The organism is Desulfovibrio sp., from assembly GCF_047607245.1.
Classification (GTDB): Bacteria; Desulfobacterota; Desulfovibrionia; order Desulfovibrionales; family Desulfovibrionaceae; genus Desulfovibrio.
The window spans coordinates 1-16,135 of the sequence record NZ_JASGDK010000100.1 but is presented as its reverse complement, the minus strand read 5'-3'; the positions used below and the strand labels follow the sequence as shown (position 1 = coordinate 16,135).

Genomic DNA, 16,135 nt, shown 5'->3' with positions numbered 1-16,135 from the left:
GTTCTTCATCAGCAAGGGCGCGGTACCCCTGACGCACGCGTTCATGAAAGTCAATGCTTTCGCTGTCAAAGCGGCCTTCGGCAATGACGATTCCGGCGGCGCGGTTGCGCTCTCCGGCGCGTTCAAGCCCGCAACGCACAGGCAGGTCCAGCAGCAGGGTCAGTTCCGGTTGCAGCCCGCCCGTGGCCGCCTGATTGAGGCTGCGCAGATACTCGGTATCCAGCCCTCGTCCATAACCCTGATAGGCCAGTGTGGAATCCGTGAAGCGGTCGCAGAGCACTACCTGCCCGGCCTCAAGGGCGGGATGGATCACTTCTGCCACATGCTGCGCGCGGTCGGCCAGAAAAAGAAACAGTTCTGCCCGGCTGGAAAGACCAGTGGTGCGCACATCCAGCAGCAAAGACCGCAGGCGTTTTCCAAGGACGCTGCCTCCGGGCTCTCTGGTGGTGACGGGGTCGTAGCCGTGAGCCTGCAGGTAATTCACAAGGAATTCGATGGCTGTGGATTTGCCCGCGCCCTCTATACCTTCAAAAGTGATAAACATTCTTCTTTGACCGCCTTTTTGCGGGTTGCGGGGGCGGCTTTTTCCGGCGTTCGTGCTGCCCGGTGTACAGGGCGTCCCAAGGTGGCCTGCCAGGGGGTCCAATCCTGTCCTTCTTCGTCCAGCTGGGCGAAGAGCCCCCGGCACTGGGCCATCTTGGCGTCCAGATTGTCGGCATAATGCAGGGCCATAGCCTCTGGCGTGTGGGGCGGGCGCACCGCGCCGAACTGCAGTTCGCCGTGGTGGCTCAAGATCAGGTGCTTGAGGTGCCGTTGCAATGGCTCTTCAAGGCCGGATTTGGTCATGAAGGGAGCCAGCATTTCTATGCCCAGCATAAGATGCCCAAGCAGGCGGCCCTCGTCTGTATAGTCGTTGGCAAGGCCGCCTGAAAATTCACGTATTTTGCCGATGTCGTGAAAAAGTGCTCCGGCCAGCAGGGTCTGACGGTCCAGTTCTGGATACTGGTCGGCAATGCGGCGGCAGAGCGTGAAGACGCTCAGGGTGTGTTCGAGCAGGCCGCCCACATAGGCATGGTGTACGCCTTTGGCCGCCGGGCAGACCCGAAAGACGGCCCGCAGATCTTCATCGTTGAAGAATCCCTGCACCAGCTTGCGCCAGGGGGTGTGGGTGAACTCCGTTTTTATAAGCCCGTCCAGTTCCTGCAACATGTCGTCCAGCGGGTAGGGGCTGGCGGGCATGAGGGCAGTGTGGTCCACAGTGGCGCTTTCGGCATCGTCCAGCAGGCGCATGTGCTCCACCGTAAGCTGTACCTGATCGCGGTAAAGCCCGGCGCGGCCTTCAACCCAGACAAGGGAACCAGAAGGTATTTCGCTGAAATCCGCGCTGAGGGGGCTCCATATCTTGGCTTCCAGACTGCCGCTGGCGTCTACCAGAGTAAGCCGCCAGTAAGGGCCGTTGCGGGATTGTCCCTGCGCCGCCTGACTGACGGCGAACAGGCCGCGTGCTTCGGACGCGGCGCTAATGTCTTTGACGTAACAACCTTTTTCCATATATCTTTCCAGGAGCGGCCAGCGCTCCGAGCTTTTTGGTCTCCGTACACGGCGGTGAACCGCAACGGGTCTATGACCCGAATTTCCCTTCTTTCCGAGGTATTGTCAATGAACGTTCTCCTGACCAATGACGACGGCATCCGGGCCAGGGGCCTGCGTGCCCTGTACGCAGCTTTGATTGAAGCCGGGCACACGGTGTCCGTTGTGGCCCCCATGCGCCAGCAGTCCGGGGTAGGGCATTCGCTTACAGTTTTTGAACCCGTGCGGGCTACAGTGATCGAAGAACCCGGCTTTACGGGCACTGGCGTCTACGGCACGCCCACCGACTGCGTGAAGCTGGCCTTGGGGCGTCTGCTGCCTCAAAGGCCTGATCTTGTTATGTCCGGCATCAATGCCGGGGCCAACGTGGGCCCGGATATTCTATATTCCGGCACTGTGGGCGCAGCCACCGAGGCCGCGCATGAAGAACTGCCAAGTATGGCCGTTTCGCACGACAGTTTCAGCCATAACACCGCGCCAGGTGAGGATCTCATGCCGCAGGCCCGTCACGCCGTGGCCTTGGCAAGCCGCATCAACTGGGCCGAGGTGGGACGCCGCCGGGTCATCAACGTCAACTATCCGGCCTGCCCGCTGGACGAAGCTGGCGAACTGCGCATCTGCCCCCAGACCAGCGCCGTGTGGAAAAACGTGTACCTTGAGCGCGAAGATCCCCGTGGTGTGCCCTACTGGTGGCTTGAGGGCGAAATTCCTATGGCGAGCATCGAGCCGGATTCGGACAAGGATTTGCTCAACCGGGGGCACATCACCATGACGCCTCTGAATTTTGAATTTACAGACCACAGGAGCATGCGCGCTCTTGAGAAAATGGGCCTTTAGTGCAGATTGCAAGAATCGTCCGTCGCGCCGTTAACCGTCAATTTCCCGGTTTGGCTGTTTGTTAGCAGCAGAGAGGTCTTGGACGTAGCGCGGACTGACAGCCTTTTGCGGGCCGGCAGCGTTACGGCACATTGTTTTTTGCCTGTAGTTTCCTGTACTGGCGGCTGGCATACTGGTGCAGGAGGTTTATTGCTGACAATTCCCGTTGCGATGCAGAACAGGGAATGTCTGACGAACAGGCTGTCGCAAGAACTTGCACGCTGGTAGTCGCAACCGTTCGCAGAAAGCCCGCTTTTTTTAACCGGGCGATCCTACCTTGAAAAAGGCGCGGACTTTCTGGCTCTGAAAGCTGTCAGGACAGCCAGTGATGCCCTTGTGGGGGCGTTAAACCATTCCCCTTTGCGCAAATTTGGTGTATGTGACTCTTGCTTGTGACAGGCGTTGGTGCTAGCCATGCTTTCTTGATGTCTGCATGGGCAAATGCCATTTAAAACTGAGTATTTCGGCAGCCCTTTGCCGCAGAAAAACACGGAGGAATTTATGCCTCTTACCAATCCCAAAGAAATGTTTGCCGCCGCGTATGCGGGGGGCTACGCCGTTGGCGCGTTCAACGTCAATAACATGGAAATTATCCAGGGCATCATGAACGCGGCTTCTGAAGAGAAGTCCCCGGTCATTCTTCAGGTTTCTTCCGGCGCGCGTAAGTACGCGGGGCAGGATTATATCATGAAGCTGGTGGACGCCGCTCTTGACGTAGACGCCAGCGTGCCCGTGGCCGTGCATCTTGACCACGGCCCCAGCTTTGAAATGTGCCGCGATTGTATCGACGGCGGCTTTACTTCTGTCATGATTGACGGTTCGCACCTGCCCTTTGAGGAAAATATCGCCCTTACCAAGCAGGTGGTGGAATATGCCCACCCCCGTGGCGTGTGGGTTGAAGCGGAACTTGGCAAACTGGCGGGCATTGAAGAGCACGTGCAGTCTGACGAGCACGTTTATACCGATCCTGCCGAAGCAGTGGAATTTGTGGAACGCACGGGCTGCGACTCTTTGGCCATTGCTATTGGCACAAGCCACGGCGCGTACAAGTTCAAGGGCGAAGCCAAGCTGGACTTCGACAGACTTGAAGCTATCAGCAAAAAGCTGCCCGACTATCCCCTTGTGCTGCACGGTGCTTCCAGCGTGCCGCAGGAATTTGTTGCCCTGTGCAACCAGTACGGCGGCAAGGTGGGCGGCGCCAAGGGCGTGCCCGAAGACATGCTGCGCAAGGCTGCAGGCATGGGCGTGTGCAAGATCAACGTGGATACGGACATCCGTCTGGCTGTCACGGCCTGCATCCGCCAGTATCTTGCCGAACACCCTGAAGAATTTGATCCCCGGTCCTATCTCAAGCCCGCCCGGGATGCTGTCAAAAAAATGGTGGCGCACAAGATCCGTAATGTGATGGGATCTTCGGGCAAAGCCTAAAAAACACACATACGTTTTCGTCAAGGAGCGCAACATGCCCGTCAAACTGGGAATGAACGGCTTTGGCCGCATTGGCCGCTATCTGCTGCGGCTGCTGGCCGATGACCAGGATCTGCAAATCGCCGCCATCAACGCGCGCGCCGATAATGCCGCCCTGGCCTATCTTTTCAAGTACGATTCCACTTACGGCACCTTTGCGGGCAGCGTGGATCACGACGAAAACGGCATCATAGTCAATGGTCGCCATATCGCCGTAACCCGTTGCAAGCCCGGCGAATGGGAATGGGAACGCCTGGGTGTTACCATTGCCGTGGAAACGACGGGCACCATCAAGGACGGCGAAGGCCTTGCCAAGCATTTGGCGTGTGGCGCGAAAAAGGTCGTGATTTCGGCCCCCGCCAAAGACGTGGACGCTATGATTGTTATGGGCGTCAACGATCATGTGTACGACTGCGTCAAGCACAGGATCATTTCCGCGGCTTCCTGCACCACCAACTGCCTGGCCCCTGTGGCCAAGGTGCTGCATGAAAAGTTTGGCATCCGCCACGGCCTCATGACCACCATCCACAGCTACACTATGAGCCAGCGTATTCTGGACGGCTCTCACAAAGACTGGCGTCGTGGCCGCGCGGCTGCGGTGTCTATGGTGCCCTCCAGCACGGGCGCGGCCAAGGCTGTGGGCATCGTGATGCCCGAGCTTGAAGGCAAGCTCAACGGCATGTCCGTGCGTGTGCCTACTTTTGACTGCTCGCTCGTGGACCTGACCTGTGAAGTGGAACGCAGCTGTGACGCTGTGGCCGTCAACGAGGCATTCAAGGCTGCCAATGAAGGCATCCTTGGCGCACATATGGGGTATTCCGAAGAACCGCTGGTTTCCATCGACTACCGGGGCAGCACGCACGGCGGCGTAGTGGATGCGCTCTCTACCCAGGTGCTGGACGGCACTATGGTTAAAGTGCTCATCTGGTACGATAATGAATCTGGCTTTACGCATCAGTTGTTGCGGCTGCTGCGTATGGTTGGCAGCACCTGCTAGTTGTTGCCAATCACCTATAGAGTTTGAAAGCGTACAGGCGGCACGGACTATATGTTCGTGCCGCCTTTCTTTGACGGCAAACTCCGCTTCGCGCTTATTGCACCGCCATTGCCAGCGGATCCGCCGGGCGGAGAGACACGGAAATCCGTCATGTTGCGGTGCGGCAAAGCCGCAGTCTGCTTCTGATTTGCGGCCGTGCTGACAAAGCCTAACTCGAGGGCGGCATGAACGGAGAGTGCGTACCGCTTTTGTTCCTGTGCAGATGATTTTTCGGAACGTGCGCAAGCGCTTTGTAAACGCCGCCTTAAGCGCGCCGCGTAAGTGTGTCCGTCAGGGCCTGCTCAAGGTCCGGGTAGCGAAAGACATAGCCGGATTCCGCAAGGCGTGAGGGAACAGACTTTTGCCCGTTCAGAACCAGCTCTTCGGCCATCTGCCCCAAGGCCAGACGCAAAATAAACTCGGGCACCGGAAGCCACGACGGCCGGGAGCAGGCCTTGCCCAGCGCGTGGGCAAACTGGCGCATATCCACCTGTGCAGGGGCGCTGATATTGAAAATGCCCCGCAGGTCATCCCGCTCAAGTAAGAACTGGGCGGCGTGCGTCACGTCGGCCATGTGAATCCAGCTCATGGGCTGGCGGCCAGAGCCGACAGGCCCGCCAAGAAAATACCGGAACGGCGTCAGCATCCGTTCCAGAAATCCCCCAGCGGCTCCTGATGTTTTTTTTCCGATAACGGGAGAAAAGCGCAGGGTGCAGCGGCGTATGCCCATTGTTTCTACAAGTTTTGTGCTTTCTTCCCAAACAACACAGGTTTCTGCCAGAAAGCCCTGCCCTTTGGCGCTGCTTTCGTCGCATTCAGGTGCAGTGGCGGCATCCTGCCATAAGCCATAGAAACCGCAGGCCGATGCCTGAAGTACAGTGTGCGGCAGGGCCAACCCGGCGTCACGCCTGGCTTGCAGGGCGGAGGTCAGGGCATGGCCCGCATTCAGCCTGCTTTGAACAATGGCCTGCTTGCGTGTTTCGGTCCAGCGCCCGGCGCCGATGTTTTCTCCCTGCAGGTTAACCACGGCGTCGATGCCTTCCAGCAAGGGCAGCAGGCCAGAAGCTGTTTTGCCATCCCAGGGGGCATATGAAAGTCCGGGGCGTTCCGGGCGGTTGCCAGCACTTCGTGCTGCGCCGCGGATGGTATGCCCGTGCTGCAAAAGATGAGATGTAATCTGTGAGCCGATAAAACCTGTGGAACCCAGAATAAGTATATGCATGGTCTATCCTGCCGGTCTGGAGGTTTTTGACATCAGGCTGTTGCGGCTGCCCTGAGGGTGCAGGAAAAAAGGGCAATGGTGTCTGCTGCTGAGCGGTACTTGTCAGCGGATACCGCTGTTGTTCGAACGATGGCGTGTTCCGGTCGGGAGAAGATATATTTCAGCGCGGATATGTTGCACCGGGCTGTGCGCATTGGTCTTCGCAGGCCGTTTTGGCCTGCAAGAGGTCTGGCTGCTATCGTAAACTGAATTACTATATTTCTCCACCACACAAGGCAGAAATAAAATGGCGCGGCAAAAGCGCGTGGCTTGTCATCAGAGCATCTTGCACCTGAAGTAGTCTCTTCACGGTGAGCAAAACCCGCCAGCGCCTATTTCGTGGCAAGGATTCGCACGCGAATCCTTGTAGAACAGTTGGCTTATTTCATTCGTAAACTGCTCCAAGCAAAAAGCCCCGTCGATGACGGGGCTTTGATAGTATTGGAATGTCGCTTGCGCGGCTACTGGATCTTGCAGTTACCGTCCCTGCAGTCAGGGCTGGCAACCACAGGGGTAGCCTGGGTCAGCACAACCTGTTCGCGATTCTGGTTTTTCACAATTACCAGGGTAAAGCGCATAAGGCCTTCGGGCAGGGTGGGCACGGTGGTGCCCCTGAAGTAGCCATTGCCGGTAAGCAGGGTGGCACCGCCGACCATTGTGGTGCGCACATTGCTGATGGTCAGGCGGTCAACCACCAGTTCCTTGTTTTTGATAGACTGGATGAAGTGCTCTTTGTCCTCGATATGCCCGTTGGCTGCGATGTGCCAGTAATTGGGAGCCAGCAGGGTTTCAAGGGCAGGGATGTCACCGGTCATGACTGCTTCGGTATACAGAGCCACTGTGTCGGCCTTGGCCTGAGCCAGACTGGCGGAAAGGCAAAGAACAAGAGCGAAGACAAGAGATGCGGATTTAAGAAGTTTCATTGTGTCCTCCGTCGTTATGCTGAGCCGTCTGTGCGGCGCAAGGCTGTCGCGCGCCGGGAAATGGCCCGGCATGAACCTGTAGGAAAATTTGCCAATGGGCGCACTTTCCTCTATTCTCTAGCCCTGACTCTTAAGCAAAACGCGTCTGTTGTAAAGCTTCACCTGCCCATCCTACAGGATTTTCGGGAATTTCCCTACGACAATATGAGGTTTTCTCGCCATGCTGACCAACATTCTTCAGGCAATTGGCAATACTCCCCTGCTGCGGCTTGATCTTTCACAGGAACTGCCCGGCACGGTCTGGCTCAAACTTGAGAACCGTAACCCCGGCGGCTCCATCAAGGACCGTGTGGCTTTTCACCTTATCGAAAATGCCCTTCAGTGGGGCGAACTTGAGCCGGGCGGCCTTGTTGTTGAAGGCACCAGCGGCAATATGGGCATTGGCATTGCCCTGGTTTCAGCCGTTCGCGGCCTGCGTTGCGTGCTCGCCATGCCGGAATCTATGAGCATTGAGCGGCGCAACCTGCTCAAGGGGCTGGGCGCTGAACTGGTGCTTACTCCGGCGGCCAAGGGAATGACCGGAGCCGTTGAAGAAGCCCGCCGCATTGCCGAAGAGCAGGGCGGTTTCATTCCCGGCCAGTTCACCAATCCAGAAGCCGTGCAGGCGCACTACAAAACCACCGGGCCTGAAATTTACAGCGACAGCGTGGGCAAGATGGACGTGCTGGTGGCAGGCGTTGGCTCCGGGTCATCCATTACGGGTGCAGGCCGCTTTTTGAAGGAACGTATTCCCGGCTTCAAGGTTATCGCCGTGGAGCCCGCCGCCTCCCCCGTGCTTTCTGGCGGCAAGGCCTCGCCGCACCTTATTCAGGGTATCGGAGCCGGATTTGTGCCCGCTATTCTTGACCGTGCGCTGCTGGACGAAATACTGCTGGCCGATGCTGAAGAAGCTCTGGTCACGGCCCGCCAGCTTATGCGCAGCGGCATTGTGACAGGCATCTCCACCGGGGCTAACGTGGCGGCAGCCCTCAAGATTGCGGCCCGCCCGGAAATGAAAGGAAAGAATATCGTCACCTTTGCCTGCGACACTGGCGAAAGGTATATGTCCACCAGGCTGTTCACCGATATGACGCAGCCTGCCTAGATTTGCCAAGGGCCTGCCAGGGGCCGTCCTTGCCCGTACCCGTGAGGCGGCGGCAAGGCGGCCCCGGCGGTCTGTACTGGCTTTTCCGTTGGTGTTGTGGTCATAGTGAATGCTGGTATGAGTAACGGGTATCGGGTTTCCGTACGGGCCGGAATTGAGTGTTCTGTAAAAACAGGCGCGGAAAAACGATATTTTTATTTTCAAGAGCTAAATACTTATTTGTTCTGGCCGATAAGTTGGACAAAGAAGCGCGCGCTTCAAGGTTTAAAGTTCCCACATGCGGCACATTATCGTAGTCCCGTTTGTTTAATGGAGTATTTTTATGGCGCAGACCAATATCTTGCTCGAAACCGGCACCAATGAACTCGAAATAGTGGAGTTCTACGTCAACCAGGACGGCTATGAGGCGCATTACGGCCTTAACGTGGCCAAAGTGGTTGAAATCGGTCGTCGCCAACCCGTGACGGCCATGCCGGAGATGCGTCACAAAGCTCTGCTGGGCGCGTTTTTGCACCGCAATGGCCGTATCGTGCCGCTTATTGATATGGCCCGTTTTTTGGGCAGCGCGCCTATCACCAATGAAGACGCCAAGGTTATTGTAACCGAGTTCAACGGTGTCTGTACGGGATTTCTGGTGTCCGGCGTCAACCGCATCTACAGGCTGAGCTGGACTGATGTGGAAGCCCCCGGGCAGTTCTTGCAGAACATGAGCCGCAGCTCCGTCACTGGTGTGGTGCGTCTTGAAGAGCGCGTTATTTTTCTGCTGGATCTGGAAGCCATTGTTGCCGAACTGCACCCGGCAATGGCCCTGCGCTTTGACACGTCAGACATGGACGCTTCAGACGGCAAGACCTACAAAATCCTGCATGTAGACGACTCCAGCAGTATTCGCAGCCTGCTTCTGGAACTGCTCAATAAGGAAGGCCGCTTCAAGGTCGAGCAGAAGGTCAACGGGCAGGAAGCCTGGGACTACCTGCAAACCGTGCGTGACCGCTGTGAAGCTGAAAACCGGCCTGTATCGGATTTTCTGCAAGGGGTCATTACAGACATCGAAATGCCCGCAATGGACGGGCTTGCCTTGTGCAAGCGCATCAAGGAAGACCCTATTCTCAAAAAATTGCCCGTAGCCATTTTTTCTTCAATGATCAATGACAGCCTTGCCAAAAAATGTGCCCTGGTCGGAGCCGACGCCCAGTACACCAAGCCTGACCTCAAGGCTCTTTCCGTAAGGCTGCATGAGCTCATCACAACTGTCTGGGGCCAGCAGGTCAAAGGCTAGGGCCGTAGGCAGGATATTGAGCCGAAAAGACGGGCCGCCCGTTTCGAGTATATCGAAAGTCTCTCCATACCAAGGTGCGGAGAGACTTTTTGTTTCAGAAAAGAAAAAGCGCCCCGGCGAACCGAGGCGCATGCAATCAGCCGCTTTTGGCGGCGCTGATGATCTTGTATATAGTTTTTGTGGACAGAAAGTACTGCTTTGCCAGCTCTGCAACAGGGCAGCCATTATTTTTTCTGGCTACAATCTCCCTGTTTCTGTCCTGAAGCGTTTTTCTTGCTCCAGACAACTCACCCCAAGGCAGTTTTTTAAGGTCTGCCGCGGAATGTATATGTACTCACCGTTAATGTATTCTTGAATTTTGCACAGTAATTCATGTGGGAATACATCGCCTGCATTTTTATAGCTCATTATGCTCCTCCTAATTGTATATCAGGATCGAGCAGGAGCTATTGCCTAAGAATTTACGTTGATATGCAATAGCCCCTGCTATGCATAAAGAACCGGATCAAAAAAAGAGCGCATAAAAACCCTCATTAAATAATTTTTTATGTTTGTTAGTCTGCTTTTGCAGTGGTGTCAACGCGTATGCCTTTGTGGCGATGGTGTGCCGCGAGGCGTCCTTTATTCCGCCATGCCGGAGAGTTAGCCAGAAAATACATAAAAAAATTGCTAATTCGGAAAGCTAGTTACAATAAGTTATTTTTTTGTAGGGCTTAATGTTGCAAACAGTGCTGGACAATCGGCGGTCTTTTTGCTTCCGTATGGCCCGTATAGCCCCGTGAGCCGGGGCGATGCCCGGCTTGGCAGTTGACCTGCCAGCCAGCAAATATGTACAGGATTGAATATCAGCTATTTCAATAATAGCGAACCCGGCTGTGGCCGGGTGAGGCAACAAGGGGAGAGCGGCGAGAGGGTTCCGAACGGGGGCCAACGCCGCGCGTTGAGGCGGTCTGTGAGGCTGCCATTTGTGCAGGAGGGAAGATGCCGTTCTTTCATAGCCAGTATAGCCCAAACAGGGCGGCTGATCTTTTTACCATAATTTTACGTTCGCGCACCCCCGGGCGGACAACAGGCGCGCAAGGCTCTTCCCATGCCAAATCTGCACAGCTTTCTTCAGCGGCTTTTTCCCATTTGCCGCAGTATCACAGGTAACGGCGTTCGACAGACTCTTTCCATCATCAAGGAAGAGATGCCGGATCTGCAAATACATGAAGTTCCTTCGGGCAGCCAGGTCTTTGACTGGACCGTGCCGGACGAGTGGAATATCACCGAGGCACGGCTGACCGGCCCCGGCGGCGAAGTCATAGCTGATTTTTCTTACAGCAATTTACACGTGGTAGGCTATTCCGAGCCTGTGGATCTCATGCTGCCTCTGGAAGAGTTGCAGGAGCACCTGCATTCCCGGCCAGACCTGCCTGAGGCCATTCCTTATGTGACGTCCTACTATGCCCGGCGCTGGGGCTTCTGCCTCAAGCACAGCGTACGTCAAAAGCTCAAGCCCGGCATGTATCACGCGGTTATCAAGTCCACACTTGCGCCCGGGCATCTTACCTATGGCGAACTGGTGTTGCCCGGAAAGAGCGATAAGGAAGTTTTTCTCTCCACCTACGTGTGTCATCCTTCAATGGCCAATAACGAGCTTTCGGGCCCTGTTGTGGCCACAGCTCTGGCCCGCTGGCTGCTGTCGGCGCCGCGCCGCTATACTTACCGCATTGTTTTTGTGCCCGAAACCATCGGCTCCATCACCTATCTCAGCAGGAACTACCAGCAATTGCGCGAACGGGTAATTGCCGGTTTTAACCTGACATGTCTGGGTGATGACCGCGCCTATTCCTACCTGCCAAGCCGTAAGGGCAATACATTGGCAGACAGGGTGGCTCTGCATGTGCTGCGGCATTTTGCCCCGGACTTTGTAAGCTATACCTATCACGACAGGGGCAGCGACGAGCGGCAGTATTGCGCTCCGGGGATTGATCTGCCCTTGTGCAGCGTCATGCGTACGAAATATCACGTTTTTCCAGAGTACCACACCTCTCTGGACGACTGCTCGCTGGTTACGGAAAAAGGCCTTCAGGGCGGCTTTGAAATAGTGCGAAAGATTCTTGAGGCATTGGAAGAGAACGCCACATTTCAGTGCCGGGTTCTGTGCGAACCGCAACTGGGCAGGCGCGGCCTTTACCCCACTTTGAGCACCAGATATTCCTGTACTGAACAGGTGGATCTCATGATGGATCTGCTGGCCTATGCCGACGGCACAATGACCTTGCTGGACGAAGCTGAAACCGTTGGTGCGGATATTTTCCGGTGCAGCGCCGTTATGCGCCAGCTTGAAGAACAGGGCGTGGTGAGTCACAAGCCCATTGGCTGAGCCGTGCCTTGAGTGCGTTTAAAAAACGCCAGAGCTGGTATGTACCGGCTCTGGCGTATCTGTTTTTGGGCTTTGGTGGAGTGCGTGTGCTGCTAGGTGCAACGGCGGTTTTCGATAGAGGATTTATAATTTGAAAAATTTAAATTCTCTAACCCTGCACAAGGGTGTAGCGCGCCGCACTGCGGCGTGGATACTGCCAAAAATTGCATCCTTGGGCAGGATGACAACTTTGAAATATGGTGCATTTCAAAGTTAATCTGCTCTGGCGCAGATCCATTTTGAGAAGATGCATTTTCAAGCTTACGACGCGTTAGTTGCGGCGCTTACCCGCGCAATAGACAGCGCTTGCGTCGCCACGCGGACAATCGCGCCCCGGTACACGGCTTTATGGTTCAAGGCCGGTGTGTCGCATTGTTGCATGCGTGGGAGAATTCCATTCTGTCTTTGCCGCATTTTTTTGCGGTATAGAGTGCCTTGTCTGCCCGTTCCAGAGCATCCTCAAAGCGTTGTTTGTCCGGCTGCCAGCAGCTGTGCCCCATGCTCAGACCCACACACAGCGTATACCCCTCAACGTGTATGGGGTCTCCGACTGTGCAGATAATACGCTGCCCCAGTTGGGCCATATCCGGAGAACCCGCTGCGCTGCTTTCCAGCACGGCTACAAATTCATCGCCGCCAATCCGCACCAGCATGTCGTTGGCCCGCAGGCTTGCGGCCATGCGGCGCGCCACCTCGATAAGCACCAGGTCGCCAATGTGGTGCCCGTATTCATCATTGACAGGCTTGAAGCCGTCCAGATCCATATACAGGATGTCGGCGTGACCGCTATTTTCCCGCAGACGGGATAAAATTGATGGCAATCGCGCTTCAAGCCCATGCCGATTGAGCATCCCCGTGAGCTGATCTCTTGTGGCCGTACTTTCGAACCGGTTTTTGTCGTCTTCACTCTTGGTCAGGTTGTCCACCAGCGTGTCCAATGCCTGCGAAAGCACATCAATTTCCCGTATGGACGTATCATGAGGGATGCTGGCCGGTTCGCCCCGGCTCATACTGTAAGCGGCCTTGGTAAGCCCCTTCAGAGGCGCAATAACTTTTTCAGCGACTTTCCATGCGGCCCCGGCGAATAAAAAGGACAATACAAGGCAGGTCAGCACAATACGTACAATGATGTCATGCACAGGCTCATACGCTGTTCCTAAAGGCTGACGCGCTACCACTGTCCAGTCGAGGCCCGAATATTCCTTGAAGCCCGTGCCGCGAGCCACAGCTGTGAGGTATGCGCGGCCATCGGGCCATACCTGAATATCCCAATACGGCACGGCCCTGTTCTTGTCTTCAAGCATTGGCAGGTTCAGGTTGTTGCCGATGAAATACTCATTGCCCAGAAGGATGGTGCCGTCGCGGGCCACAACAAAAAGTTCCGTGTCCGAGCTGACCTCTGCGTCCTGCAATATGAATTGCCGTATATTTTTGGCCCAGGTCCAGCTCAGGTGGGCCGCGAGCACTCCGGTGACCTGGCCTGAGGCGTCACGTACCCGCATGCTGACATCCACAAATTTCATAGGCTCGCCATCGGGATTGGGCAGATGCTTGGCAAGCAGCACGGCATCGTGAACGTCCCCGATGAAAAGGCCCTTGATGCCTTCCTTGAAAACCGGGCGTTGTGAAATATTGGCACCCACCAGCAGGTTGTCCGTGGCGGCCAGTACCGTACCTTCAGTGTCGGTAAGCCCTATCCAGGAGAACGTGGGCATGGTCTGCTTGAGGGAGTTCAGCATGGCCGTGATTCTGGCCGGGGAATGGTCGTTGTCCTGACTGAGCACGGCCCGCAGCAACTGTATTTCCTGACTCCAGAACCACATGGATCTGTCGAGGGTTCTTGAGAGGTACCGCGCCTGATCCGTCAGTTGTACACCTATTCTGTCTTCTGCCTGTTCGCTGGCCTGACGGCCAATGGCCAGACTGAGTACAAGACAGGAAATTACTACAAGAAGAACGAACGTAGCAATAAAGCGCGTCTTAAGGCTGTAACTCGTACGCATGAAACCTTCCGTGGGGGAGTTGCGGATTGCGTTGATCGGATTTCTGATGAAGCAATGCAGACAGCCAATATACTCGCGGGGCTGTCAATTTCAAGGGAAGAGTGGTTTTTTTAACATTTTCTGATTATGCAGGCGGTTAGGGTACACTAGCCTGGGTAGAGCGTCGCATCGGTTGGCGGAAAAATAGTAAGGGCTCTGGCATATTACCCAACATGGCTTACTATGTTGGACAGGTGTATGACGTAACTCAGATGCGTGTCAGAGAGCTTGCGTTTTGGCAGCTAGCCTCGCAAAATCAAGCGAGGGCAGCGGCTGCGCAGTATCAAAAGCGAATATTGTGACTATTCCTGAGTAAGCGTTTCTTGCCGAGCATTCATAAAAGAAGGAAAAATCATGTCGAAAATTCCCGCATACTATATCCCTCACGGCGGAGGCCCCTGCTTTTTTATGGATTGGAACCCCCCGGATACGTGGGATACTCTGGGAGCCTGGTTAGGTTCCTATGCAGCAGCCTTGCCTGAAAAACCGCGCGCCGTACTCTTTTTTTCCGCGCATTGGGAAGAGCCGGAGTTCACCCTGCTGACCACGCCCAAGCCGGATTTGTATTATGATTATTATGATTTTCCTCCGCACACATATGATCTGCACTGGCCCGCCCCTGCGGCAGATTTGCGCGAGCGCGTGCGGCAGCTGACAGCTGGCGCTGGCCTGAACCTGGCGGAGGACAGTGTTCGGGATTTCGACCACGGCGTTTTTGTGCCGGGTCTGCTGGCCTTTCCGCAGGCAGACATGCCAGTGGCGCAAATTTCGCTCAAGCGCGGGCTTGACCCCAGGGAGCATCTGGCGCTCGGGCGGGCTCTGGCTCCCCTGCGAGAGGAGGGCGTGCTTTTTGTGGGCAGCGGCATGAGCTTCCACAACATGCGTGCCTTCCGCTATGGCAGCAACGAACCCATACCGGGGGCAGATGTGTTTGACGCCTGGCTGACGGAAACCGTGTGTCACTCAAGCCCTGCCGAAAGAGAAGAAAGGCTGGCCCATTGGGCGCAGGCCCCCGAAGCCCGTTTTGCGCATCCGCGCGAAGAGCATCTTATACCGCTCATGATCATTGCAGGTTCCGCGCCGGGAGCTTCCGGCAGCCTTGCCTGGCATGGCCGGGCTATGGGCGCTCTGCTGAGCGCCTATGAGCTGGGGTAACGCGGTACTGCCAAAGGGCAATCACTGGCAGTGGCGAAACCTTGATAATTTTTGCGGCTGTGCATTTTGCCGCTTTGCGGGGTGTGCGTAAAAGACGAAATATTTGTGCGTAACACTGATAACATGTTTAAATAAAACAAAAAGATTTGAACATTGCTGCGGATGTCAGCTGTGGCAGGGTGGTTCAAGGGGTTTGCCTTGAGCCACTCTGTTTTTTTCAGCATGCCTGTGCCGTATCGGGCAAATGGGCCTGGACGCCATTGCCGGAGCAGATTGATCGAGTGGATGTCCTGCACAGAAAAACAGGCGGCATCGTAATGGTCGCGCCGCGGATTCATTGTGCCTCGCGCAGGCTGGCAAGTACGAATGTTCCAGAGCAGCTAAATTTTTTTAAAGTTAAACTGCTCTGGCGGATTTGAGGGGCAGGCCACTTTCAGGCCGGAAGTATCCGGCCTGAAAGCAGGATGTACTATGATTGGGAATAAGAACGGCAATCTGCGTGAAGCATTTGTGCAGAACGGGCCTGTTTTGCACGCCGGCTTTATGGCCCGGCTGGCGAGTCCACTGGGAACGCCTGCCTGAAGTGCCCGCCGAAGTGTTTGGCGGATGCGTCAGGTGTTACGTCAGCCGTTATGCCCGTCTTGATATGCTTGGCGTTGCGCCGGGCTGAAACGGTGAACTGAGCGTCTGCCTCAGACCGTGAGTTTTTCCAGAGCCTCGCGGGCTATCTGGCTGACGCTTTTTTCATAAATATCATTGCCGTCAAAAAGTTCGCATTCTTCTTCATGCTCTGCTTCAGCCAGACGGCGCAGTGCCGGGGCGTCCATAAGGTCGGGCGGCAACTGGCTCAAAGCCCAGGCAGACATGCCCCGGCAGATAATATCTTCGTCTTCCAGGCCGTGAATCAGCCATTTACGTGCGCCAAGGCACAGTTGCGGGCGGTCTTGCGCAAGCC

14 protein-coding genes and 1 pseudogene are annotated in these 16,135 nt (G+C 55.8%); 7 read left to right on the top strand and 8 right to left on the bottom strand.

Features of this window, described 5'->3' with window-relative positions; all coding sequences use genetic code 11:
* Window positions 1-544, bottom strand: a 544-nt coding sequence (tmk, locus tag QM579_RS08185; protein WP_414998677.1) for a dTMP kinase, incomplete at its 3' end; no start/stop codon positions are given.
* Window positions 520-1,551, bottom strand: coding sequence for a 3'-5' exoribonuclease YhaM family protein (locus tag QM579_RS08180; RefSeq protein WP_414998676.1), 1,032 nt, complete (start codon window positions 1,549-1,551; stop codon window positions 520-522). The genes QM579_RS08180 and tmk, both read right to left, overlap by 25 nt.
* Window positions 1,552-1,659: 108 nt before the next feature.
* Between QM579_RS08180 and surE the strand changes: the two genes are divergently transcribed.
* From surE to gap, 3 genes are all read left to right on the top strand, one after another.
* Window positions 1,660-2,427 (top strand): 5'/3'-nucleotidase SurE, encoded by a 768-nt coding sequence (gene surE, locus QM579_RS08175; RefSeq protein ID WP_414998675.1) that lies wholly within the window; start codon window positions 1,660-1,662, stop codon window positions 2,425-2,427.
* A gap of 540 nt (window positions 2,428-2,967) precedes the next feature.
* On the top strand, window positions 2,968-3,894 hold the full coding sequence (gene fba, locus QM579_RS08170) for a class II fructose-1,6-bisphosphate aldolase (RefSeq protein WP_414998674.1): 927 nt from the start codon (window positions 2,968-2,970) through the stop codon (window positions 3,892-3,894).
* A 34-nt stretch (window positions 3,895-3,928) separates the two neighbouring features.
* Window positions 3,929-4,930 (top strand): type I glyceraldehyde-3-phosphate dehydrogenase, encoded by a 1,002-nt coding sequence (gene gap / locus QM579_RS08165; RefSeq protein WP_414998673.1) that lies wholly within the window; start codon window positions 3,929-3,931, stop codon window positions 4,928-4,930.
* A 304-nt stretch (window positions 4,931-5,234) separates the two neighbouring features.
* On the opposite strand, the gene QM579_RS08160 is transcribed toward gap, so the two are convergent.
* Both QM579_RS08160 and QM579_RS08155 read right to left on the bottom strand, forming a co-directional pair.
* Complete coding sequence (locus tag QM579_RS08160) at window positions 5,235-6,191, bottom strand: TIGR01777 family oxidoreductase (protein WP_414998672.1); 957 nt, start codon at window positions 6,189-6,191, stop codon at window positions 5,235-5,237.
* Between the two features lie 500 nt (window positions 6,192-6,691).
* Window positions 6,692-7,153: a nuclear transport factor 2 family protein gene (locus QM579_RS08155; protein WP_414998671.1), complete on the bottom strand. Its 462-nt coding sequence runs from the start codon at window positions 7,151-7,153 to the stop codon at window positions 6,692-6,694.
* Window positions 7,154-7,373: 220 nt separating this feature from the next.
* On the opposite strand from QM579_RS08155, the gene cysK reads away from it, so the two are divergent.
* Entirely contained in the window at window positions 7,374-8,297 is a 924-nt protein-coding gene (cysK, locus tag QM579_RS08150) for a cysteine synthase A (RefSeq protein WP_414998670.1), read from the top strand.
* 322 nt (window positions 8,298-8,619) lie between these two features.
* Complete coding sequence (locus QM579_RS08145) at window positions 8,620-9,576, top strand: chemotaxis protein (protein WP_414998669.1); 957 nt, start codon at window positions 8,620-8,622, stop codon at window positions 9,574-9,576.
* A gap of 237 nt (window positions 9,577-9,813) precedes the next feature.
* Here the strand turns inward: QM579_RS08145 and QM579_RS08140 are convergent, their stop codons facing one another.
* Entirely contained in the window at window positions 9,814-9,984 is a 171-nt protein-coding gene (locus tag QM579_RS08140; RefSeq protein ID WP_414998668.1) for a hypothetical protein, read from the bottom strand.
* Between the two features lie 682 nt (window positions 9,985-10,666).
* Between QM579_RS08140 and QM579_RS08135 the strand changes: the two genes are divergently transcribed.
* On the top strand, window positions 10,667-11,944 hold the full coding sequence (locus tag QM579_RS08135) for a DUF4910 domain-containing protein (protein WP_414998667.1): 1,278 nt from the start codon (window positions 10,667-10,669) through the stop codon (window positions 11,942-11,944).
* Window positions 11,945-12,336: 392 nt separating this feature from the next.
* Here QM579_RS08135 and QM579_RS08130 read toward each other — a convergent pair whose 3' ends face one another.
* Window positions 12,337-13,986: a diguanylate cyclase domain-containing protein gene (locus tag QM579_RS08130; protein WP_414998666.1), complete on the bottom strand. Its 1,650-nt coding sequence runs from the start codon at window positions 13,984-13,986 to the stop codon at window positions 12,337-12,339.
* Between the two features lie 393 nt (window positions 13,987-14,379).
* Between QM579_RS08130 and QM579_RS08125 the strand changes: the two genes are divergently transcribed.
* Window positions 14,380-15,180, top strand: a complete 801-nt coding sequence (locus QM579_RS08125; protein ID WP_414998665.1) for a DODA-type extradiol aromatic ring-opening family dioxygenase — start codon at window positions 14,380-14,382, stop codon at window positions 15,178-15,180.
* Here QM579_RS08125 and QM579_RS08120 read toward each other — a convergent pair.
* Both QM579_RS08120 and QM579_RS08115 read right to left on the bottom strand, forming a co-directional pair.
* Window positions 15,165-15,518, bottom strand: coding sequence for a hypothetical protein (locus tag QM579_RS08120; RefSeq protein WP_414998664.1), 354 nt, complete (start codon window positions 15,516-15,518; stop codon window positions 15,165-15,167). The genes QM579_RS08125 and QM579_RS08120 overlap by 16 nt on opposite strands.
* A 354-nt stretch (window positions 15,519-15,872) precedes the next feature.
* Window positions 15,873-16,135, bottom strand: a pseudogene (locus QM579_RS08115) (HEAT repeat domain-containing protein); the annotation flags it as partial.